Source organism: Brevibacillus sp. B_LB10_24 (assembly GCF_046036945.1).
Lineage (GTDB): Bacteria > Bacillota > Bacilli > Brevibacillales > Brevibacillaceae > Brevibacillus_C.
Genome location: NZ_JBJQOQ010000015.1, coordinates 101223 through 122732 on the forward strand (window position 1 = coordinate 101223; position 21510 = coordinate 122732).

Consider the following 21510-nt stretch of genomic DNA (forward strand, 5'->3'; position numbering starts at 1 on the left):
CTGAACGATAAAACGACTTGAGTTCTCTAAGAGCACCCAAGTCGTTTTCTCATCTATTCAAGCGTCGCCCACTTGAAGTCAATATGGTTGAACGGGTCGGTCACGACGCCTTTCAGATTCGGATTGGCCACATAAGAACTGGTGTAGAAGTAAACCGGCGCAACCGGCATCTCATCCATCAGGATTTGTTCCGCCTCTTTCATCAGTGCTTTGCGCTTCTCGATGTCTGCTTCCTTCAGCGCCTGATCCAACAGTTCTTTGTACTTCGGATTTTCCCAGTGGGTATCGTTGTTTCCGCCGTCTTTCTCCTTGAACGCATCGAGGAAGGTCATCGGATCGTTAAAGTCGGCGTTCCAGCCCATCCGGCCGATTTGATAGTTTCCTTGATGCAGCGAGTCGATGTATACTTTCCACTCCTGGTTTTCCAGTTTCACATCGACGCCGAGGTTTTTCTTCCACTGATCCTGCACAGCTTGGGCGATTTGCTGGTGTCCCTGGCTGGTGTTATAGGACAAAGTGATCGGCGGCAGCTTGTCAATGCCCAATTCCTTCATGCCTTCCGCCAACAGCTTCTTCGCGGTCTCAGCATCGTTGTCCTTGAAGTAGCCCTGCGGGTTGAGCGACATCCCCGACGGTACTGCCCCGAGTGCCGGTTTTTGATCGGCCTGCAAGAGGTTGTCGATGATCTCCTGGCGGTTGATCGCGTAGGCGAACGCCTTGCGGATCTTCGCGTTGTTGAACGGCGGTTTTTCCGTGTTGAACTTGTACCAGTACACGCTGGATACCGGATAGATATGCAGTCTGCCGGCGTCTTTCAGTGCCGGAATGGCATCGGTCGGCAGCGAGTTCAACGGGGCTCCTGCCCAATCCAGCTCGCCGTTGTCAAACATGTTGAGGACCGTGTCATCGGCATCGATCATACTCATTTGGATCTTGTCCAATTTGACAACGTCTTTGTCCCAGTAATTGTCGTTTTTAGAAAGCGTGATTTTGCTTTTATGTTCCCAGGTGTCCAATTTGAACGGGCCGTTGGAAACCATCGTGCTGGCTTCATTCGCCCATTTCGGATTTTCCTCTACCAGTTTTTGTTCCACCGGGAGATATGTGGTAAATGCTGTCAGCTCCAAGAAGAAGGGAGTCGGATTTTCCAAATTGACGACCAGTGTTTTGTCATCCTTGGCTTTGACTCCGACATCGTCAGCCTTGGCTTGTCCTTTGTTGTAAGCTTCGCCATTTTTCAGATAGTACAGTTGGTATGCGTAGTTGGAAGCTGTTTTTGGATCAAGCGCCCGCTTCCAGGCGAATTCAAAATCTTTCGCCGTAACCGGGTCGCCGTTGCTCCACTTGGTGTCGCGCAGATGGAAGGTGTACGTGAGTCCGTCTGTCGATATGTCTACCTTCTCCGCTACGGACGGCTGCGGTTTGCCGTCTTGGTCCAGGCGGTACAATCCGTCGAAGATCGCCTTGATGACCGTATTGGACGTAGAGTCCTCCGCCAAGCCCGGATCGATGGTTGGAGGTTCGGAAGGAATGTTGATGCGCAAATCTTTCCCGCCGGTGCTGCCCGCTTGAGCCGAGCTTTTCGCGGCGGTATCGCCTGCCGGAGCCGATCCGCATCCAGCTAGTGCAGCACCGAGAATCACAATAGAACTGGCTAACACTAACACGTTTTTCTTCAAGATAGTTCCCCCTTGATGTCGATCTTTTCTTAAAGATACCCCAGATCAAAATCGTATGAAAGGTAAACGATAATAGTTTAACCATAATTTATTTTTCGTTCTATCTGATGAAGTTTCCTAAATAAATATTAAGGGTCACTCAGCGGTTTCCTCTTGCTCTTGCAGGCTCTTGTGCAATACCTCCCGCTTCAGATGAGTCCACCCCGGCTCCTGCTCTATCATTCGCTCTTTCAGCAGCTTGCCCAGCGCCCGTTTAAAAGCGGCTTTGCTGATCCCGAATTTTTCCTTGATGATCTCGGCAGGAGTATCATCTGTATACGGCATGGCCCCGCCGCGGCTCGTCATATAGCGCAGCAGCTGCGCGGCATCTTCGCTGTACCGCTGCTCTTTACGCGCCCGCATCGAACCGTTGAGCCGTCCATCTTCCCTCACGTAGCTGACCCGGCAGCTGACATCCTCGCCCAACCGCAGCGGGCTGGTCATCTCGTCGCGGTGAACGAACAGGATGTGCTCCCCTTCGGTAAGGACAAACGCGCCGCTGCCTATTACCTTGTACACCGTGCCCTCCAACCACTTGTTCATCAGATCGGAATCTGCCGGGACTGCGATCTTACCGATCTCCTCCTCACCGGCCAGTTTGGCCGCAAGTCTCCCCCGTTTGTCCAACTGCAAGGTGACGAGCAGTTTGTCACCGGCACGCGGCCACTCATCGCGGAGCTTCGGCAAATCGTCCATAAACAGCAAAAGGTCTTTGGCGATGCCGTTATGTAAATAAACACCCATTCGCGGATTGACGTCCACTACCTCCAGCCAGCCGTACTCCCCCAGGCTCACAAAAGGCATTTTCATCGTAGCCGCGAGCCGATTCTGGTGATCGTGGTAGAGAAAGACTTCCACACGTTCTCCTTGGGTCAGCTGTCTGGTCGCTTCATTGTGATGCAGGAGAACCTCTGTCTGCTGGTCTGACAGAAAATAACCAAACGCCGCTGTCCGGACAACCTCCATGGTTGCCACTGTTCCGGCCTGCAGCCGATTTTCGGGAGATGTTCGCTTCACAGTACCACTTCCTCGCCATTCATTAATGTAGAATTTACCTGTAACCTCCTGATTATACACGAAACGGTCATGATTTAGTGGACCGCAAGCGGTCATATCTGACGCCATCCCACCGCAAAAACTACAGGCCGGCAGAAATCTGGCATGTCCGGCGCGCGGTTGTCATAAAGATGAAACAGAGTGCCCTGTCCATCCAACCGCAAAATGTATCGGGAGAGATGAACATGCCTGACATGATTGAATCGATTTTTCTTGGGATCATCCAAGGCTTGACCGAATTCCTGCCGATCTCCAGCACCGGCCATCTGGTTCTGTTCGGCAAGCTGTTCGGGCTGAGAGAGGCTGGTCTTTTGTTTGACACCCTGCTCCACTTCGGGACGCTGCTGGCTGTGGTCATCGCCTTTTGGCCGGAGGTGAAGTACGTCATCACCCATCCGTTCAGCCGTTTGACAAGGCTATTGATCGCCGGGACGATTCCAACCGCAGTGATCGGCCTGGTGTTTAAGGACTATTTCGAGGAAATTTCCCGTACCGGCCAGACAATTGGATTTGAATTCGTCGCGACCGGACTGATACTCTGGGCAGTCGAAACACTGCCAAAAGGGCAGCGTTCTTTTGAGCAGATCAGCTATCTCGACAGTTTGCTGATCGGGACCCTGCAGGGTGCTGCGATCCTTCCCGCAATCTCCCGTTCCGGACTGACGATCGCCGGAGCGCTGATGCGCGGGATCAATCGCGCAGATGCCGCCCGGTTTTCCTTTTTGCTGTCGCTTCCGGCGATCCTCGGGGCAACGGCCCTTTCTGCCAAAGATTTGCTGGACGACAAGCTGGAATCCGTCTCGCTCTTGCCGATGCTGGCAGGAACCGGATTTGCCGCCTTATTTGGCTATTTTGCGATCCGCTGGATGGTGCGGGTCATCAGCAGCGGGACGATGAAGGGCTTTGCCTTGTACGTCTGGGTGCTCGGTGCAGCGATCTTGTTGACACAGTGGCTGGGACACTGGTGAAGACCCCGCTCAAAATCTGGATGGTTACCGCTTCTCCTATAGCGCCAAACTAGCATTACATCCAAGAAAGAGGTGACCAGCATGAGCAAGAGAACGACGCCTGATCCGCTAAACGAAAAAGGTTTGGCAGTCACAGGACTGACGAGCAGCACAATTGCAGACGACCTCCACACCGGGGAGAACCAAGGGGAGAGCAGCCGCCGTCGCAAACAGCAGAAGAAACAATAACACGCGGGGAAAAAAGACCCCGCGTTCTTTTTTTTCGCCATGAAGACGGCCACAAGTCAGCCCTTGGCCCGGGACAGCAGGGCGGCAAAAAAGCCGAAAACGATCGCGGCGGAGATTCCGGCGCTCGTCACTTCGAAAATCCCGGTGATGACGCCGATGATGCCGTCCCGCTCCGCTTCTGCCATCGCCCCGTGAACCAGTGCATTGCCAAAGCTGGTGATCGGTACCGATGCCCCAGCTCCGGCAAATTTGATCAAAGGCTCGTAAAGCCCCACACCGTCGAGAACGGCTCCTGCCACTACCAACAAGGTCATGGTATGGGCGGGCGTCAATTTGACCACGTCCAAGAGAAATTGACCAATCAGGCATATGATACCTCCGACGATAAAAGCCCAGACAAAGATCATCGTCCACTTCCTCCTATGCTGATTCGATCGAGACAGCATGTGCGATGCAGGGTATGCTCTCCCCCTGTTGATAGGTCATCGGCGAGTGCAGGGCGCCGGTTGCCACCACCAGGATCCGCTTCCACGCCCCTTTTTCCATGCTGCGCAAGAGATGTCCGTATGTAACCGATGCCACGCAGCCGGCTCCGCTGCCTCCCGACCAAACGCTGGGGTTGTCCCCGTAGATGAGCATGCCGCAGTCGCGGTACCGGTCAAGCGGCAGGTTGATTTTATGCTTGGGGAGCAGTTCAGAGAGAATGCCGTGTCCAACCCGGCCCAGATCGCCCGTGACGACCAGATCGTAATAGTCGTGGGGAAGCTGGCGTTCGCGGAAATGCGTTTCAATCGTGTTAAGCGCCGCCGGGGCCATCGCCGCTCCCATGTTGAACGGGTCCTTGAGCCCCATGTCGACAACGCGGCCAATCGTCGCCGAGGTAACGTGCAGCCCGTTCCCCTTGCTGCCTACTACTGCCGCGCCCGCTCCGGTGACGGACCACTGTGCTGTCGGAGGCTTTTGTCCGCCGTACTCCGTCGGGTAGCGGTACTGCTTTTCCGCGGAAGAGTTGTGGCTGCACGAGCCGGTCAAGACGTAGTCACCCGATTGGCTGTCAACGATCAAGGCAGCAAGAGCCAGGCCCTCCATTGTTGTGGAACAGGCCCCGAACAGGCCCAGATAGGGGATCGTCAGCGTCCGGGCGGCAAAGCTGGATGAGATGATCTGATTCATCAGGTCGCCGCCGAGGAAAAAATGCACCTGTTCCTTCGTCAGCCCTGCTTTTTCAATTGCCTTGTCGCACGCTTCCTCCAGAAGGGTTCTTTCCGACTTTTCCCAGCTGTCCTGGCCTAAAAAAGTATCTCCGTGCAGCGTGTCAAAATCGCTGGAAAGCGGCCCTTCCGCTTCAAATGGACCGCCGACAGCCGCCGATGACAGGATCACCGGTCTTGAGGGAAACACCCATGTTTGATGCCCTATAAGCATTGGTCAGCCCCCCATTGTAATCAGCGTCTTGATCAGACCGATCACGAACGCGGCAAAAACGCCAAAGACGATAACCGGTCCGGCTATCTTGAACATATTGCCGCCTACGCCGAGTACGTAGCCTTCGCTCTTGTGTTCGATTGCTGCCGAAGCGAGAGAATTGGCAAAGCCGGTCACAGGTACCGCCGTTCCCGCCCCTGCCCATTGTGCGATCCGGTCGTATAAGCCAATTGCCGTCAAAACGACGGAGATCAGGATGAGCACCGCCTGCGTCGGACTGCCGGCCGTCTTTTCCGTAAAATGGAAATACCGGATAAACACCTCCTGGATTGCTTGACCAAGCAAACAGATCACTCCCCCGACGAGAAAGGCGCGGACGAAGTTTTTCGCGAGGGGGCGGGGCGGCTCATGCCGTTTTGCCAGTTCCTGGTACTGCTGCTGGGTCGGAGTCAGCTTCTTTTTCTTGTTGTTAGCCATTCTTCATCACCTTCACTCTCTTCACTAGCGGGTCAACAGCGGAACCAGATCGTCGATCACCTGCTGCAGCCGCTTCGCTTCCCAACTGTACCTGGATTTCGCCTCTTCACTACGCGTCGACAAAGCGAACAATTCCAGGTCCGCCTGGCACTTTTTCAAGGTAGCATAGGTCGCTTTTGGCACTTGCGGCTGAGGAACCTGCAGCTTGTCGTCGTAAAGATCGAGGAAGAGCTCCCCGTTTTTGTCGACCTGCCCGATAAAGACATTCTCCAGTGTAACACCTGCTTTTTCCAGCTCCGTTCTGAGCCAGCCGCGGTTGAGTCCGATGGTGGCAAGCGGTTCGTCCATAATCTCCCCGTCCATGATGACCGTCTGCGGCTCTCGTTCCGGCGAAAGCACAATGCCTAAATGCTTAGCGGTGAGCGGCTGGTTTTCCGACTTGAGAAGGACGCTTACATCACCATTCGATTCCAGCACGGCGAATTCGACATCGGCGACGCGAAAGACGTTTTTCATTCGCAAATGCTCCATCAAATCATCGGTGCACAGCCGCTCTTTTTTCATATTATCTTCCAATACCTTGCCGTCTTTGATCAAAACGGTGGAGTTGCCTTCTACGACGTTGCGAATGCTCTTGCTTTTCATCGAAATCCACTGCAGGACCACGGGAAACATCGCGATGATCGCCATGGCCAAGAAACCCATCTGCCAGGAACCTTCCAGATCGGTCGCGATAAATCCGACGATCTCGCCAATCGAGATTCCGACAATGTATTCGATGTATGTCAATTGCCGAAGCTGACGCTTGCCAAGAATTTTTGCCAGTAGAAATAAGAACAGCAGTGATCCGATCGACCGGATGACGATATTTAGCCACTCGGGCATTAGACAACCTCCCCTACAGGTAAGAAAAGCTACGTTTGAAACCCTTCGAAGAAGCTGGTTCTTCTACAAGGAAGCTATATGTGCTCGTATCTTAAGAGAAGAGAGGGAGAGGGCGGCCTCTCCCGACAGGGTTTGGTTAAAACCCCTTGTATTGCGGCTCCTCAGTCTCCAATTGCACCACGCGCTGTTCCAAGGTGTCGCAAATGGACTGTGTTGTTTGGGCTGCTTGGGTGAACAGCTGCTTCGCCTGCTTGTTCTGGGTAGCGAGCGCAAAGGATTCCAAGTTAGCCTGAGCGCCTTTCAGGCTGGCAAGTGTTTGTTTTACCTGGCTGGATACGGTCATGACTAGTCACCTCCTTACGTTACAACTCTTATGTTCAACCAAAAGCACTACATTATGCCTGCCTTCGTGTGATTTTTTTAGCCTATCGCCCAACAAGGACTGACTGAAATCTCGAACTCGAAGAAAAGACAACATTTATCAAGTGACAATTATTAGGAATATTGGTAAAATAAAAACCAACAAAGCAATTTTTGCTTGTGGAAAAAAGTATGAGAGGGGAATACATACGTGAAAGCGACAGGCATTGTAAGAAAGGTGGATGAACTGGGAAGAATCGTCATTCCGATCGAATTAAGACGAACTCTCGACATCGACATCAAAGACGCCTTGGAAATTTTTGTCGACAACGAGCGGATTATCTTGAAGAAATACGCCCCTGCCTGCATCTTTTGCGGAATGGCAGACAACGTCACCCATTTTAAAGGGAAGATGGTTTGCCACACTTGTTTAAATGAGATACCGGTGACAAAAGGATAAAATAAAAAAACGAAACCGGATTTTGAGACTTGTTCAAGCTCAAAAGCCGGTTTCGCTTGTCATGCGTCTTTGCGCTATTCCGAGATAAACGATTTGCGGACTCTTTCCCAAAAAGACAGCTGTTTGTACCGGGCGAATTTTACTTTTTTGCTTCCGACCCGGCAGGTAATCGAGCGAACGCCTTTCCAGACATCTTGCTCGCGGTCCAGGCCGATCATGATCTTCGGATTCATGACGATCAGTTCAATCTCATGGTGCCTGGGCAGTACCAGCGAGCTGTTGATGGTCCGGTACATTCGGTTGTTGATCGAAGCGATTTCGGACAGTTGAATTGCCTCGATCGAGGGATGGACGATCGCCCCGTCCACTGCTTTGTTGTAGGCGGTGCTTCCGGATGGCGTGGAGACGATCAGGCCGTCGCCGCGAAACGTCTCAAACTCTTTGCCGTTGATAAAGACGCTAACGACCAGAGTGGAGAGCGAGGCATTGCGCAGGACAATTTCATTGATCACCCATTCTGTATGGGTCTTTCCATCCGCTGTATGAATCTGGCACTCCGCTGTCGGATATTCCACAATGACCGGATTTCCCTCTGCCAGCGACTGAACGAATTGGTCGATCTCATCCGGACGCCAATCAGCGTAAAACCCCAGGTGTCCGGTGTGGATGCCGACGTAATGGGGGGCAAATCCGTATTGGTGCACCGCTTCCAGAAACGTGCCGTCTCCCCCGATCGACAAGACGAGATCCGGGTCCCCGGCGGGATCGTCGACAAACTGATAGGCCCCTGATTGCAGCAGTTTTCTTCTTACCTGTTGTTCCACTTCCCGCGTATATTCGTCTTTTCGCAATACCATAGCAATTTTCATGTAACCGGCCTCACTCTATTTTTCGTTGCTTCCACTATACCACATGTGCAGAATCACAGCATTTGAACAGCAGAAAACGGGTGAGGATTCTCTCGTCCTCACCCGTTTTCTATGTGTGAAAGCCCTCAGCTAAAACGCGACTCGACCGTCCGCAGCACCTCTGCGGCCTTATCCACCCATTCCGGCTCGACTTCAGCGTCCTTCTCGAGCGGCTCTTGAAACTGATCCAGCATCGGCGCGGCAACCGGACCGGTATAAGCGCTGACATCCTCATCCACGCCGGTCTGGTAGATGTGCTTGAGAACAAACGGCTTGTGCAGTTCAATATCGGCGTCAGCTTCGTCCAGCACACCTCGTTGGACGACGAAGGGGATTCGCAAAAAGACCATTGCTTGATCGTCCAACTGCCTGTCAAAAAACCCTTTGTCATAATCCCAATTACTGGCCAATGTAAAGCCGTCCGCAGCCAGCATCTCGCCAATTACGCCAAATTCGCCTGTCTGCCCCTCGATTCTGCTGTTGATGCTCTGCATGCAAATCCCTGCCTTTCCCTGTTTCAACAGTAGTTTGCGACAAAAGGCAGAATTGTACTCTGTACCTTCCGCGCCACGCCGGTAAAAACGTTGTTTGTGTAAAAAAAATCAGCTTGTTCACAAGCAACAAGCTGATCCTTTTTTCCGGCAGCGGAAACGTCAAGGCTTCAATACGACCTTAATGCAGCCGTCTTCCTTGGTATCAAAGATTTCATAGGCGTGCTCCGCCTGCTCAAGCGGCAGTCGGTGGGTAATGATGTCGGTCGGGTCGAATTCGTTTCGGACGATTTTCTGATACAATTCAGGCATGTAGTGAATGACCGGAGCCTGTCCCATTTTCAACGTGATATTGCGCCCGAACAGATCGCCCAATGGAAACGCGTTGTAGCGGGCGCCGTACACTCCGACCAGCTGGATCGTGCCGCCTTTGCGAACAGCCTGGCTGGCGATGACGATCGCTCCCAGCGCGCCGCCTTGAAGCTTCAGAGCGCTTTCTACCAACTCTAACACGGTCATTTTCCCGTCCATGCCGACACAGTCGATCACGACGTCAGCGCCGCCGCCCGTGATTTCCTTCAGGTGGCTGCCGATGTTTTCGATCTGGGTAAAGTCAAAGACTTCAACACGGTTCTTGTTCTTCGCATGCTCCAATCGATAGGAGATGTAGTCGACGGCAATGACTCGCTTGGCCCCTTTCATCCAGGCAAATTTTTGGGTCAGCAAACCGACTGGACCGCATCCCAGGACCACCACCGTATCACCCGGCTTGACGCCGGCGTTATCCACGCCCCAGTACGCCGTAGGGATAATGTCGGAGAGAAACAACAGCTTCTCATCCTCCAATTCACACTCCTTGGGCACCACAAAAGGGGTAAAGTTTCCGTATGGCACCCTGAGCAGCTCCGCCTGTCCCCCTGCAAATCCTCCGAACGTCTCCGAGTAGCCCAGATATCCTCCCGCATCTCCATGGGGGTTGGAATGATCGCACTGGCTCTCCAGATTGTGCTGGCAGTAGTAGCAGCGGCCGCACGCCATGGTGAAAGGGATGACGACGCGATCCCCTTTTTTCACCCTGGTCACCTCTGGTCCAACTTCTTCGACAATGCCCATTGGTTCATGCCCGATAATGTAATCCTCGTACATATTGGGAATAAATCCGTGAACCAAATGGAGATCAGAACCACAGATAGCCGTACTGGTCACGCGAACGAGAATATCTTCCTTTTCCCGCAAGACGGGATCCTTTACTTCTTTGACTTGGACATCCTTGATGCCTTGATACGTGACTGCTCTCACTTCCATCACCTCTCCCTACATTACTCCCCAACTCCGAAAGGCATTATCCTGAAAGGCGAAAGATTGAGCAAGAGGTCTAGTACAACTTTTCGTTTCCGGCATATTGTGTACGAGAAAAATGGTAAAGGAGGAACAAGCAATGAAAATATCCAAGCAGCTGTGCAGCCGTTTAGCTCGCATATTAGGCGGAAAAGGCATGTCGAACGACACCTGCTCCATCATGATCAAGCGAAATCTTCACGCCAAGATCCTGGGCAGGAATTATGACACGGAGCACGAGATCGTCATTCAATCGCCCGATAAGCAAGGCAGAACGTTAAACACGGGGGAAATCACGGTCTTGCAAAGAGAAGTCAATCGTTTTGTTGATGCTGCCCGCAAACAAGGTTTTAAGGTAACTGCGATCCATAACCACTGGCTATTCGAGAAGCCCCGATTAATGTATGTTCATATCGAAGTAGTGGAAAACCCTGTAACATTTGCAAAAAGACTTAGAAAAGCACTCAATGTGCTGAAATAACGCAGCTCCATTAGTCCTCATCCTTGTAATCGTAACTCTCGGGAATCGGTTCAAATTTTTCTTCACGCTCAAATTCTTTCAGCTTCTTGATCTGTTCCAGATGAAAGTGGAATTGCTCCTTGTTAATCATGTATTCCTCGCCATTGTGGACGGCGCGTATTCTGCCTTCCGAGATTTTTTCCAGGATAAATGATTCCGGCAGATCCAGATACGCCGCCGTCTCTTTTACTGTCAAATACATACTATCTACTCCTGTACAGCCGTTCAATCAGTCTGGCCTGTTGGGCTTCACTGCCCGGTTTTCCCAGCAGAGCGAACATGTTTGCCTTATACGCTTCCACTCCAGGCTGGTCAAACGGATTGACTCCCATCATATACCCGCTGATTGCACACGCCTTTTGAAAAAAATAGAAAAGACTTCCCAGGTGGTAAGCCGAAGCCGCTTCCACCTCGATTACCAGATTGGGCACTCCCCCGTCCGTATGGGCCAGCAAGGTGCCTTCCTGTGCTTTTTTATTGAGATAATCTATGCCTTTTCCGGCAAGGTAGTTAAGTCCGTCGGAATTGGCGGGTTCTGCCTTCAGTATCACGTCTCGGGCCGGGGTGGCTATCGACAGCACCGTTTCAAATAAATCGCGTCGTCCGTCTTGGATGTACTGTCCAAGCGAGTGAAGGTCGGCGGAAAACTCTGCGGATGCGGGAAAGATCCCTTTGCCGTCCTTCCCTTCCGACTCCCCGAAAAGCTGTTTCCACCATTCGGAAAAATACCGGAACTGCGGTTCACAGGTGACAAACAGCTCGATTTCCTTCCCTTTGCGGTAGAGCAGGTTGCGGATTGCCGCGTATTGATAGCACGGGTTCTCGTCCAGCTCCGGGCTTTGGCACAGCTCACAGGCAGCGGCGGCGCCAGCCAGCAGTTCGTCGACGTCGGCGCCGCTCACCGCAATGGGCAGCAGCCCGGCAGCAGTCAGCACCGAATAACGGCCGCCGATATCGCCGGGGATGACAAAGCTTTCATAGCCCTCGCTATCGGCCAGCTTCCGCAGGATGCCGGACTGTGTGTCCGTCGTCACATAGATGCGGCGCCGGGCTCCTTCCGTCCCGTACTTCCGCACCAGGTAATCGCGAAACAGGCGGAATGCCACTGCCGGCTCGATCGTTGAGCCAGACTTGGAGACCACGTTGATCGATATCTCTTTCCCCTCGATAGCATCGAACAAATGAGAGACGTATACGGGACTAAGCGTGTTCCCGGCGAAATAACATTCCGGCGACGTCCGCAGCTTGCGCGGAAGCACGTTGGAAAAAGTATGGCCAAGAGCCTCTATGGCTGCTTTTGCTCCCAGACAGGAACCGCCGATGCCGATGGTGACAAACACCTCAGAGTCATTCCGAATTCTTGCGGCTGCCCGTTTGACCCGGACAAGCTCTGCCGGATCGGCGGATAGCGGCAGTTCGAGCCAGCCAAGCGAGCTGTTTCCCGGACCTAAGCGGCGATGCAGCATGTCGTGTACCTGCCGTACCGCCGGGCCCAGGTATTCCCACTCGTGGCTTTTGACAAAAGGCCGTGCGTTTGCAAAGTCAAAGCGAATTGGCTGGCTCATCCGGTGCAGCCACCCCTTTCCTTTCGCATAAAGAAGTACCCCGATGTCTGCATCTGGCGCATGCTCGGGTAAAAGCTTCACGCAGAGGGCAGAAGCTTTTTTACTACCTTATGAGAGAGGTGGCAAATACTTTCGCCTTTGCCCTAACTGTATTTTCCGCCGCCTTTTTTATCGTAGTCGGCCAATAGCTCGGCGAATGATTTATTCTTTTCTTTTTCGGCAAGCTCGCGGCGGCGGCGCTCTGCCTCTGCCGCTTCTTCCTCTTGTTTCGCGGTTTTCAGCTCGCGTTCCACCTGTTTCAGCTTGGCCAATGCCTCATCGCCCAGCAGATCTTTCAAGCTCTGTCCCGCTTTTTGCTCTGGCATGGGTGCGGCAGGCGCACGGCCCTGCTGTTTTTTTTGTTTCTTAGCCATACATAAGCCCCTTTCCCCAATTTGCGTCTCATCCATTGTACCATTTCCGGCCATACTAGGGAGAGCCAATGAGAGGAGGGATGAGCATGGTTCGCAACAAAGAAAAAGACTTCGGGCAGACGGCTGACATACGCGGCCCCAAATCCCAGTCAGAGGCTGTCCGCTCTGACGGCTCCATCAACAGTCAGCCACAGGAGCGAATGAAAGAGAACAGATAAACGCCCGCCTGGCATAGACGAACGCTGTGCCAGGCGGATCCCTTTCCGCATACCCGATTCACTTCGGAAATCATCGTTTTTTCTTGCTCTTTTTCCGCTTTTTCCGTTCTCCCCGGGAGTGCTTCCCCCGTTCTCGCCGAGAGCGGCTTTTTCGTTTGGGGTGTTGTCCTTCCGCCTGTTTTTGTCTGCTTCGCGACCGCTGCCTTTGCCTGCGCTTGCGCCGCCGTCGAGCCGAGTGTTTCCGTTTGCCGCTTGCAGCATGCCTTGCGCTTCGCCGCCCTGGCTGCCTTGAACTGTGTTGTGGAATCGGCACATGCGGCAGCGGGTAAACCGGTACGTGACTGACTGGCTGGGGACTTGTTCCTTGCTGACCGGTCAGCGGATCGGTCGGCGGATCGGTCGGCGGCGGCTCCGGTTCGATCCGACTCAGCTCAGCTTCCGCTTCCTGCGGCGTTTGCCTGCCCGCGCCCCATTGAACTTGGGGATACTCCTGATAAATGCCGACGAGTTTATCGCTCAACTGGAATGTGTACCCGGCATGAAAGAGCCGAAACCCAATCCTCCGATTCGCTTCCGCTTGGTTGGAAGCAGGAGGTATCTGCCTGATTAGCTGAAACGCTGACTTTTCAACGGAGAGGTGCTGCGTCTGGAACAGGCGCCAGGGTTCATCATCTGAATAAGTGTCATTCCTCCGATGCGGCTCCTCCCATTCGTCCGTTTCTTTTCCGGTCAGCCCTATTTCCGTCAGGTATTCCGTCTCCACCTGTTTCTCATCCAGCAGCGGCACGATCCGATCCATGGTGTGCGGCCGCTTGATCTGCGGATAGTCCTGCAGCCAGGCGAGGCATTCGGATTTTTGCCGCTCTGAGAAGTTCGGATAAAACACCGAGTAGACACGACGGTACATGGTTCCGACCAATATGATTTTTTCCTTTTGGCGATGGGCCTGGATATGCGTACCTACAAAAGAACGAGGGACAATCATATTGGCGCCGGAAAAAATCAGCAGGTCTCCCCTGGCTGCCTTCACTCCCTCGTATAGAAGCTCGCTGTACTTCTGCGGCTGTTGCAAACAGACCGGTCGAAGCTGGTAATGGGCGGAAAACTCCTCCACCCTTTCTCTCGTACCATCCGTAGAAGCATTATCTACGACGACCACTTCGAATTGGTCAAACGGGGTGTACTGCAAATTAAAGCTTTGCAGGCTGTACAACAGACGATCAACGGCATTTTGGGCCAGAATAACGACGCTGACCAGCATACGTTTTTCCTCCTCGCTGTCGACCCGGTAAAACTTGAACCTTGCTTTGTTTGTATCGTATGCCGGCTCAACCCTCTCTGGTGAATGCAGACCTTCACACTCAGACAATCGCGAATAAGTCCCCTGATGACAAGCCATACTCAGGAGGAGGTGGAAAAACAATGGCGGAAAAGCGAAATGAAGAGAAGAAAACAGAGCAGCTAGGAATTGACGGAACCTTGCCCCATCAGATCGAGGCGCCGGATTTCAAACAATCCTCCATGACCATGAAGAAGCCGTTTGTCAATGATTTCGGCGTCGTGATCGGCGACAGCTTTTACGATTCTCCTGAATCTCCGCTCAACCAGTGGAGCACAGAGGTTGATCCTGTCGTGATGGCAGGCGACAGGTGGGTTCACCCCACCAATGACATCGGCTGGAACACCAGCGAAAACAAAGATTTGCTTGAAGATATTCCTCCAAAAGGCGTCCCGTTTCAGCACCCTACGAGGGACAGCAGCTACGGTTCCGACTGACGCCGGACTGACATTGTAGAAAACCCGGGAACACCCGGGTTTTTCTTGTGGTAGAATGAAAGAATAACCGTTTGAGAAAAAAGGAGCATTTGCATGATGATTCGCCTGACGATTCAGCCGGAGTTTGCACGAGCTTACCAGCAATACGCCGATTACCGCCCCGGCGACACCTTGCGCCTCTACGTCAGAACGAGCGGACCGGGCACGGGCGGACTGTTTTACGCGATCGAACGCGATCAGGAACAAGCAGGCGACGCCTTGTTTGAAGTGGAAGGGCTGCGCTTTGTGATCCGCCCGGCGGACTTTTGGTATTTTGACGGCGGCAGCCTCCGCTATGACAAGCGGCTGGGGGAGTTCGGCTTTCAGTTCGACAACCCGAAGCTGGACTAGGATTGAAACCAAACGATTCCTGTCGCGTATAAATATGTATTGATATTTTGAAATAGGGACGGGAATTACGGGAGGCTTTCACTTACAATGGCTAAAACAAAAACGCGAGCAGGCTCAGTACTCTTCGTTGTCGGAGCATTTCTTCTTTCCAAATTAAAATGGATCATCCCTTTTTTAAAACTATCCAAATTTGGCGGAACATTGATTTCGATGGTGATCAGCCTGGGGGCTTACGCTTTGGCGTTTGGCTGGAAGTTTGCGGCTGCGCTCGTCTACCTGATATTCGTTCATGAAATGGGGCATGTAATCGCCGCCAAGCAAAAAGGCATCCGCACCTCACCGGCTATCTTTCTGCCATTTGTCGGCGCACTTATCTCATTAAAGGAACAGCCGCGCGACGCCAAGACGGAAGCATATCTGGCTTACGGCGGCCCGTTGGCCGGGCTGATTGCTTTCCTCCCGGCAGTTCCCCTGTACGCCTGGACGCATCATCCGTTTTGGGGTTTGGTCATCTTTTTAGGGGCCATGTTGAATCTGTTCAACCTGCTGCCTGTATCGCCTTTGGACGGAGGGCGCATTGTCTCTGTCCTGTCTACCAAAATCTGGTTCTTCGGATTGGCGGGAATCGGTTTACTGCTCATCTTCTCGCCTGACCCGATTCTCTTTTTGATCTTTATCTTTGGCCTGTTCACCTGGTGGCGGCGGATTCGCGAAGGGTATCAGCATCGCGTGCTTAGCTACGAAAAGATGAAGCTGACGGAGTTTCTGCACGAGGTGCAGCAGTGGCCGTCTCTGCCGTCCCTTGCCGAGCGGCGCGCGGCTCTCTACGAGAAATACCTCGCCTTTTCCCAAACGGTGCCGCCAAAAGCCGGATTTGCCATTCCCTTTCTTCAGGATGACAAGCGGTTTGCCCGGGATAAAGACCGGCTGGATCGCGAGTACGCGACGGCCGAGTGGGAGCTGCTGCAGCAGTGGGAGCGCATCCCTGTTGAATTTGAAGACGGCGATCCCGACCGGCCCGTTCCTTCGACGCTGTTGACACAGGCCAGTCTGGAGGCTGCCGAACGGCTGAAAAAGATCGAAGAAGAGATTCATCGCCTGAACACGTACTACACCGCGCCGGCCAGTACGAAGTGGAAGGTGCTGGCTGCCTATCTCGGGCTGGCAATCGTCCTTTCGTTGTTCATGCTGTACGGGAATCATATTATCGAGTATCACCGGAACTTCCTGTAAAAGGGAAACAAACGAAAATGGCATGCAAAACGGCGTGCAAATCAATATTGGATCGGCACGCCGCTTTCGTTGTAATCCGAATGTTGGATTGGCCAAAGAATCATCAACTTCCAATCAGTGAAAAGCCTTTTTTGCTGTGGAGAACATTGATGGTGGGAAAGAAAAAATGCTCCGTTCGTGGCGCGCCAACGAAGAAGCATTTTTTTCTTTACCCAATGTGCCGGATACTATTTTTTAACAAGCAATATTGCGTATACAATTAACAAAATTGTTTGCGCGAGTGCAACCATGTAACCATTTTTCAGCATCCATTTTATCTCTTTCAACTTAGCAAAACCCATCATTGCAAACATATTGCCGCCTGGATAAATAAAATTCGTTACCCTTGTTGCTACGATCAAGGTTATAGCCCAGGCAACCATTGATACTTCCTGCCTGGCCAGAACATCCTTGAACATGGTGTGCAACGTTATCATTTCCGCTTCGACGTTACCCGATACACCAAACGCACCAAAGAGTCCGGCAACGATTACTGTAACAGCTGCACCTCCGGAGTTAAGAAGCGGTTCCACCAGAATAGTTAGGGCCTTAAAACCGCCTGCCATTTCAACGTAATTAATCAGCGGACTTAATAGGAGGATACCGAAGAAGAGCCAGAGATTCCCTGCCATTCCCTTTACAAACAACTGAAAGGTATTGTCCAGACTAAGCCGGCCAATCTGTCCGACCAGCAAAGCAAGACCAATCATAACAGCGACAACAAAGCCGGTGCCCGCTTTGATAGAGATGCCGTAGGCGATTAGAGCTAAGAAGGTAATGAGGAAAACAGCCGCGGCAAATTTTTGTTTCTTGTCAGGATGAAACGCTTCTACTTGCATGTCTTCGGAGTAGGTGAGCGAATTCTCGGTTTGCCGCTGGATCCGCAAAGCCATGAACCATGTGACAATAATGGTTACTACTGCTACAGGAATAGCAGCTCCGAGCACCATGGATGAGTATGTAAGGCCGGTGATGGTAAGAAGTGTAACCACTGGCGGAGAAAATGGCCCTAAGGTTAACGCTTCCTCGCCTACACCTTGGAACAAGACGCCAACAGTAGCACGGGACAGCCCTACTGCTGCCGCAATAGGCACAACGATGGGGGAAATAATTGCTACGCCTCCGGCCATTGTCCCCAACAGAGCGGTAATAAACATGGTAGCGATCATAATTCCAAACATTGCACGTTTTTTCGTTTTAATGCCAATATAATGTATAATCCCATACACGATGGTATGCGCTACCTTTGTTTCCAACAGCACCATACCGAGTCCTCTCCCGAGCATTATGATAAATCCAACAGCCGCTAGGGGAGTTTTAAGTGAATTGAGAATTTCATTGCCAATTCCCGATATACCGTGATGATTGATGATACCCCCAAGTATTACACACAAAAGTGTACCGGACACCATACCCATGCCCCGATACATGATTACTATATAAGCCACGAATGGCAATAATCCCAGAAGTCCCCACCATATATTAAAATTTACATCCATAAAATCAACCCTTTTTTTAAATTATCTTCTGCCATTAATAACTGCCGCTAGCAAGGTAATTCATCATTTGTTTGCTGTCCAAGCCTTTCAATCCCAATTCCTTCAAGGTGCGAGCTTCTTTGTAGAAATCGGTGCCACACATTGTGCAACACGTCTGAACAAGCGCGGAGGTAGCCTTATGCGGTAAAGCAAGCTGTTCCATAAGTTCTTCGATAGGAATCAGTCCATAGGGAACGTCCTCGGTGAGATAGCGATGGTTAATTGACGTAGGCATCTTGCTGTGAGCGTAGAATGGCGCGCTTGTAGCTAATTCTCGTAACGATGAACCCTTTGCACCCTGGTAGTTATACCAGTTTGCAAACATTTCCCATAATGTTGTCAGCTTGAGTCCCGGGATACTATTGAATTGCATTCGTTCAGCTTCCAATACATCTAGAATATTCTGGACGGATTGGCTAAAGCATTCACGATAAAATAATCGGTCCTCCTGGTTATCGATATTGCTGAGATTAGCCATCATCAGGGTCGTGTGCATTAGCGTATTAGGGTTGGACAGGCCGGTGGCGAGAACGTTATCATACTTTATAAATATAGGATATATTTCCTGTAATTGCCTAAATGCTTCGTCACTGTTTTCGCTTGGAAAGAAGGCAACGCCGAGATCGTGCTTGTAACCTCTAACCCAAACAGATGAGGCATCTTTTTTGCGACATGCATACATCATACAGCTAGACTCAGCGATCCATACCTGCTTTTCGCATCCATACTGCTTAAGTACTTTTCTGAACATTATGCTTCCCCCAAAATTGGCCGGGCAAAGCGTGATTATCTGATTTTCGCGGAGGTGCGGCGCGCAAAGTTTGGCGATCGTCTCAAGGGCATTGGAAGGGACGATAACAAAAACGATATCAGATGCTTTCAGCGCCTCTTCGATGTCAAAGGTAATTTTGTAGATTTTAGCAAATCCGCCCTTAAGTCCGTTGCTGGGTAAAGTCTCTAGCTCTATACCACCTTTTTCAATGACTTCAGCCAGTCCGTTTCGAAAATCCGGTAGTTCATACAAAGTAATTTCATGCCCGCGGATGGTTAGATCGGCTGCCGCCGCAAAGCCACCATTACCTCCGCCAATAATTGTAATCTTTCGCTTTTTCAAAATAACCCCTCCTTTATTTCTGCAATTGTTACAGTTGGCCTTACTATAATTGCAAAACTTGTGCCAATAAAAAAGCCACGATTTTCGCGGCTGAATCTTTGTTCCCCCTCGGTTTTGTTCGAAATTTAGGAAATCAGTTCAAAAATACGAACACGTTTTTAACCGTATCAATGGTAATCAAATAGAAAACCGCCGACGAGAGTCGACGGTTCTATTATTTGAGGGAAAAGTCTTTGAGCTTGCTGTACAGGGTAGTACGGCCGATCCCCAGTGACTTAGCCAACTCAACCATATTCCCGTTATGCTTAGCCAAATAGTACCGCAGTACTTCCCTTTCAGCAGCTTTAACATCTTTGTTATAATCTTCGCCAATAATTACGCCTATTTGCTCGCACGTCGCAGTATTTTTTGGAATATCAAGACACTCAACCAGCAGTTGCTGAAGATAAGAAATATCGTCAAGCCGCGACCGATCCGCCAATGTTACAAAACGCTCGGTAATACTTATGAGCTCTCTGATATTTCCCGGATAATCACATTCAAACGCCGGTTTAAAGATGTCGTAAAAGAATTTTTCGATATCCTTAAAAAGCGCCTGGTCAAATCGACACAGGTAGAATCTATAAAGTTCCGGAAGATCTTCCCGCCTTTGATTTAATGGTGGAATCGATAATCGGAGAACATTTAGACGATAATACAAATCATTGCGGAACAAACCTTCCTCAACCATTGCTTTCAAGTCGCGATTAGTAGCGACAATAAAGCGGATATCAATCGGAATGGTTTTGTCTCCACCGATCTTAATAATCTCCCGTTCCTGAATCACCCTCAGGATTTTCGACTGAAAACTAGGTGAAATCGAATCGATATCATCTAAAAATATTGTGCCGTGGTGCGCCAACTCAATTAATCCTTGTTTTCCCTTTTTAGTCGCACCGGTAAATGAGCCGGTTTCGTATCCAAATAACTCACTTTCAAATAATGTATCCGGAATAGAACTGCAGTTTATGGCCACAAAAGGATATTGCCTGCGCCGGCTCAAGTTATGGATGCTTTGTGCGAAGACTTCTTTTCCCGTGCCGGTTTCCGCGGTAATCAGGATGGTCGAATCGTTTAGTGCAAATCGTTTTGCCCGATCTACGGCGTCCCTGATTGCGCTGCTTTTGCCGATAATATCTTCAAAAGAGTAGCGAGTCGTAAAGTTTTTACGTTTGATTTCCTGCCTGATGATGGTTTCTAACTCTAATATTTTCGAGATATTTTCAAAGTTTAAGCAAACGCCCCGGATGCCGTCGCCGATTTTGAGCGGGATCAGGTTCCCCATAATTTGCACATTGTTAAACCACAAGGTAATATTGTTCTCCTGCCCTCCTTGGGTGAGTACCCGTTCAATAATATCGCGGGGCAGGAATTCATTGATACTGCGGCCATATAGTTTTTCCTGCGTGGTTTTCAGGATACTCAATGCGGACTCGTTGGCATAGCTGATCGTTCCATCATGCAAAGTGGATATGACGCCGTTAATGGTACCGGATAAAATGGTCTTAATCTCGTTGATATACTGCTCCTCGCGCTGACTGTTCTCAGCCATCTGCACGGCAGTTCTGATCGCTTCAATCATACCCTCCTTTCTATAATAGTAGATCCCTTGCATGCCATAATTATGAGCCGCGGCACATACCATCTTATTGCCGATAACTGTATAAAAACCGCGCTCTTTAAGTAATTTAACGGTATTCTCCATGTCATTAACATCGTGATATGAGGCTTTATTGAATTGAACATTGAGACCGCTTTCCAATGCACTGAAGTCAATATCTTCTGGATATGGTAAGAGAGTACAGGTTTTTGAGTGGTCTTTGATTTGCTTATTGAGCGACAGAAAATCAACAATTCCGGGCCGTATGATATAACAGGGAACATTTAGGTATGGCTTTAAATTTTGATAATGTCTTGGCCCTATGACCGTAATCTGAACATTATTTTTTTCCAATTCCTTTGCTACCTTGGGACAATCGATGTTTTTATTGTCAATAAATAATTCAATAATTTCTACGGACTCAAAAAGCCGCGCTTCTCTAATTTCTCGGATATAGCGCTGGAAGAATTCCGATCCAGCCACCGCAATTTTCATGCAATTCCACACTCCAATCACATACTAATCAACAGGCCAATGATTCAATTGTATGATAAATATAGCACAGTTCGCTCAGTTAGATTTTCCCACTATACTTCTGAATCTATCTCCTTTAGTAGTTCATAAAACCAATTTACATTAACTTTATGGTGCGAAAGGAATTTTCTAACATACGAACAAAACTCTTCATGAGGGTTGATCTATCATCCCCACCGAGAGGACTCCCTCTTCAAGCGCCGAAAGAAGCTAAGAG

Annotated in this window: 25 protein-coding genes; 8 read left to right on the forward strand and 17 right to left on the reverse strand. The window is 50.7% G+C overall.

The window, feature by feature from the left end:
• Window positions 1-53: 53 nt before the first annotated feature.
• A complete protein-coding gene (locus ACI7RC_RS15250) occupies window positions 54-1679 on the reverse strand; it encodes a peptide ABC transporter substrate-binding protein (RefSeq protein ID WP_408109083.1) in 1626 nt (541 codons plus the stop codon).
• Window positions 1680-1814: 135 nt separating this feature from the next.
• Window positions 1815-2735 (reverse strand): CvfB family protein, encoded by a 921-nt coding sequence (locus ACI7RC_RS15255; RefSeq protein ID WP_408109084.1) that lies wholly within the window; start codon window positions 2733-2735, stop codon window positions 1815-1817.
• A gap of 224 nt (window positions 2736-2959) precedes the next feature.
• Between ACI7RC_RS15255 and ACI7RC_RS15260 the strand changes: the two genes are divergently transcribed.
• Together ACI7RC_RS15260 and ACI7RC_RS15265 are read left to right on the forward strand one after the other, a co-directional pair.
• Entirely contained in the window at window positions 2960-3742 is a 783-nt protein-coding gene (locus tag ACI7RC_RS15260) for an undecaprenyl-diphosphate phosphatase (RefSeq protein ID WP_408109108.1), read from the forward strand.
• An 81-nt stretch (window positions 3743-3823) separates the two neighbouring features.
• Complete coding sequence (locus ACI7RC_RS15265) at window positions 3824-3970, forward strand: hypothetical protein (RefSeq protein ID WP_408109085.1); 147 nt, start codon at window positions 3824-3826, stop codon at window positions 3968-3970.
• Window positions 3971-4026: 56 nt separating this feature from the next.
• On the opposite strand, the gene spoVAE is transcribed toward ACI7RC_RS15265, so the two are convergent.
• From spoVAE to ACI7RC_RS15290, 5 genes are all read right to left on the reverse strand, one after another.
• Window positions 4027-4377 carry a stage V sporulation protein AE gene (gene spoVAE, locus ACI7RC_RS15270; RefSeq protein ID WP_408109086.1) on the reverse strand — a complete coding sequence of 117 codons (351 nt, stop codon included), beginning with the start codon at window positions 4375-4377 and terminating at the stop codon, window positions 4027-4029.
• Window positions 4378-4390: 13 nt separating this feature from the next.
• Complete coding sequence (gene spoVAD / locus ACI7RC_RS15275) at window positions 4391-5395, reverse strand: stage V sporulation protein AD (RefSeq protein ID WP_408109087.1); 1005 nt, start codon at window positions 5393-5395, stop codon at window positions 4391-4393.
• A gap of 3 nt (window positions 5396-5398) precedes the next feature.
• Entirely contained in the window at window positions 5399-5872 is a 474-nt protein-coding gene (gene spoVAC / locus ACI7RC_RS15280) for a stage V sporulation protein AC (RefSeq protein ID WP_408109088.1), read from the reverse strand.
• Between the two features lie 24 nt (window positions 5873-5896).
• Entirely contained in the window at window positions 5897-6757 is an 861-nt protein-coding gene (locus tag ACI7RC_RS15285) for a DUF421 domain-containing protein (RefSeq protein WP_408109089.1), read from the reverse strand.
• Between the two features lie 136 nt (window positions 6758-6893).
• Window positions 6894-7100, reverse strand: coding sequence for a DUF1657 domain-containing protein (locus ACI7RC_RS15290; RefSeq protein WP_408109090.1), 207 nt, complete (start codon window positions 7098-7100; stop codon window positions 6894-6896).
• Between the two features lie 228 nt (window positions 7101-7328).
• Here ACI7RC_RS15290 and ACI7RC_RS15295 point away from each other — a divergent pair, with 228 nt between their 5' ends.
• Window positions 7329-7577: an AbrB/MazE/SpoVT family DNA-binding domain-containing protein gene (locus tag ACI7RC_RS15295; RefSeq protein ID WP_019121526.1), complete on the forward strand. Its 249-nt coding sequence runs from the start codon at window positions 7329-7331 to the stop codon at window positions 7575-7577.
• Between the two features lie 74 nt (window positions 7578-7651).
• Here ACI7RC_RS15295 and ACI7RC_RS15300 read toward each other — a convergent pair whose 3' ends face one another.
• The 3 genes from ACI7RC_RS15300 to ACI7RC_RS15310 form a co-directional block, all read right to left on the reverse strand.
• On the reverse strand, window positions 7652-8446 hold the full coding sequence (locus ACI7RC_RS15300; protein ID WP_408109091.1) for an NAD kinase: 795 nt from the start codon (window positions 8444-8446) through the stop codon (window positions 7652-7654).
• Window positions 8447-8571: 125 nt separating this feature from the next.
• A complete protein-coding gene (locus ACI7RC_RS15305) occupies window positions 8572-8979 on the reverse strand; it encodes a YugN family protein (RefSeq protein WP_408109092.1) in 408 nt (135 codons plus the stop codon).
• Window positions 8980-9138: 159 nt separating this feature from the next.
• Window positions 9139-10275, reverse strand: a complete 1137-nt coding sequence (locus ACI7RC_RS15310; protein ID WP_408109109.1) for a zinc-dependent alcohol dehydrogenase — start codon at window positions 10273-10275, stop codon at window positions 9139-9141.
• Window positions 10276-10414: 139 nt separating this feature from the next.
• Between ACI7RC_RS15310 and ACI7RC_RS15315 the strand changes: the two genes are divergently transcribed.
• Window positions 10415-10795 (forward strand): DUF1259 domain-containing protein, encoded by a 381-nt coding sequence (locus tag ACI7RC_RS15315; RefSeq protein WP_408109093.1) that lies wholly within the window; start codon window positions 10415-10417, stop codon window positions 10793-10795.
• Between the two features lie 10 nt (window positions 10796-10805).
• Here the strand turns inward: ACI7RC_RS15315 and ACI7RC_RS15320 are convergent, their stop codons facing one another.
• The 3 genes from ACI7RC_RS15320 to ACI7RC_RS15330 form a co-directional block, all read right to left on the reverse strand.
• The gene (locus ACI7RC_RS15320; protein ID WP_019121529.1) at window positions 10806-11036 is read right to left on the reverse strand and encodes an excisionase family DNA-binding protein; all 231 of its coding nucleotides are present in this window, start codon (window positions 11034-11036) and stop codon (window positions 10806-10808) included.
• A 1-nt stretch (window position 11037) separates the two neighbouring features.
• Window positions 11038-12399 (reverse strand): glucose-6-phosphate isomerase, encoded by a 1362-nt coding sequence (locus ACI7RC_RS15325; protein WP_408109094.1) that lies wholly within the window; start codon window positions 12397-12399, stop codon window positions 11038-11040.
• A gap of 143 nt (window positions 12400-12542) precedes the next feature.
• Window positions 12543-12812, reverse strand: a complete 270-nt coding sequence (locus ACI7RC_RS15330) for a DUF3886 domain-containing protein (protein ID WP_408109095.1) — start codon at window positions 12810-12812, stop codon at window positions 12543-12545.
• Between the two features lie 86 nt (window positions 12813-12898).
• Here ACI7RC_RS15330 and sspK point away from each other — a divergent pair, with 86 nt between their 5' ends.
• Entirely contained in the window at window positions 12899-13030 is a 132-nt protein-coding gene (gene sspK / locus ACI7RC_RS15335; protein WP_408109096.1) for a small acid-soluble spore protein K, read from the forward strand.
• 70 nt (window positions 13031-13100) lie between these two features.
• Here the strand turns inward: sspK and ACI7RC_RS15340 are convergent, their stop codons facing one another.
• Window positions 13101-14291 carry a glycosyltransferase family 2 protein gene (locus tag ACI7RC_RS15340; RefSeq protein WP_408109097.1) on the reverse strand — a complete coding sequence of 397 codons (1191 nt, stop codon included), beginning with the start codon at window positions 14289-14291 and terminating at the stop codon, window positions 13101-13103.
• A gap of 161 nt (window positions 14292-14452) precedes the next feature.
• On the opposite strand from ACI7RC_RS15340, the gene ACI7RC_RS15345 reads away from it, so the two are divergent.
• The 3 genes from ACI7RC_RS15345 to ACI7RC_RS15355 all read left to right on the forward strand — a co-directional run bounded on the left by ACI7RC_RS15345 (window position 14453) and on the right by ACI7RC_RS15355 (window position 16429).
• The gene (locus ACI7RC_RS15345) at window positions 14453-14806 is read left to right on the forward strand and encodes a DUF3905 domain-containing protein (RefSeq protein WP_408109098.1); all 354 of its coding nucleotides are present in this window, start codon (window positions 14453-14455) and stop codon (window positions 14804-14806) included.
• 93 nt (window positions 14807-14899) lie between these two features.
• A complete protein-coding gene (locus ACI7RC_RS15350; protein ID WP_408109099.1) occupies window positions 14900-15196 on the forward strand; it encodes an iron-sulfur cluster biosynthesis family protein in 297 nt (98 codons plus the stop codon).
• A gap of 87 nt (window positions 15197-15283) precedes the next feature.
• On the forward strand, window positions 15284-16429 hold the full coding sequence (locus ACI7RC_RS15355; protein WP_408109100.1) for a site-2 protease family protein: 1146 nt from the start codon (window positions 15284-15286) through the stop codon (window positions 16427-16429).
• Between the two features lie 227 nt (window positions 16430-16656).
• Here the strand turns inward: ACI7RC_RS15355 and ACI7RC_RS15360 are convergent, their stop codons facing one another.
• The 3 genes from ACI7RC_RS15360 to ACI7RC_RS15370 form a co-directional block, all read right to left on the reverse strand.
• The gene (locus ACI7RC_RS15360) at window positions 16657-17967 is read right to left on the reverse strand and encodes a hypothetical protein (protein WP_408109101.1); all 1311 of its coding nucleotides are present in this window, start codon (window positions 17965-17967) and stop codon (window positions 16657-16659) included.
• Window positions 17968-18001: 34 nt separating this feature from the next.
• Entirely contained in the window at window positions 18002-19120 is a 1119-nt protein-coding gene (locus ACI7RC_RS15365; protein ID WP_408109102.1) for an NAD/NADP-dependent octopine/nopaline dehydrogenase family protein, read from the reverse strand.
• A 214-nt stretch (window positions 19121-19334) separates the two neighbouring features.
• Entirely contained in the window at window positions 19335-21254 is a 1920-nt protein-coding gene (locus ACI7RC_RS15370; protein ID WP_408109103.1) for a sigma 54-interacting transcriptional regulator, read from the reverse strand.
• Window positions 21255-21510: the final 256 nt, after the last annotated feature.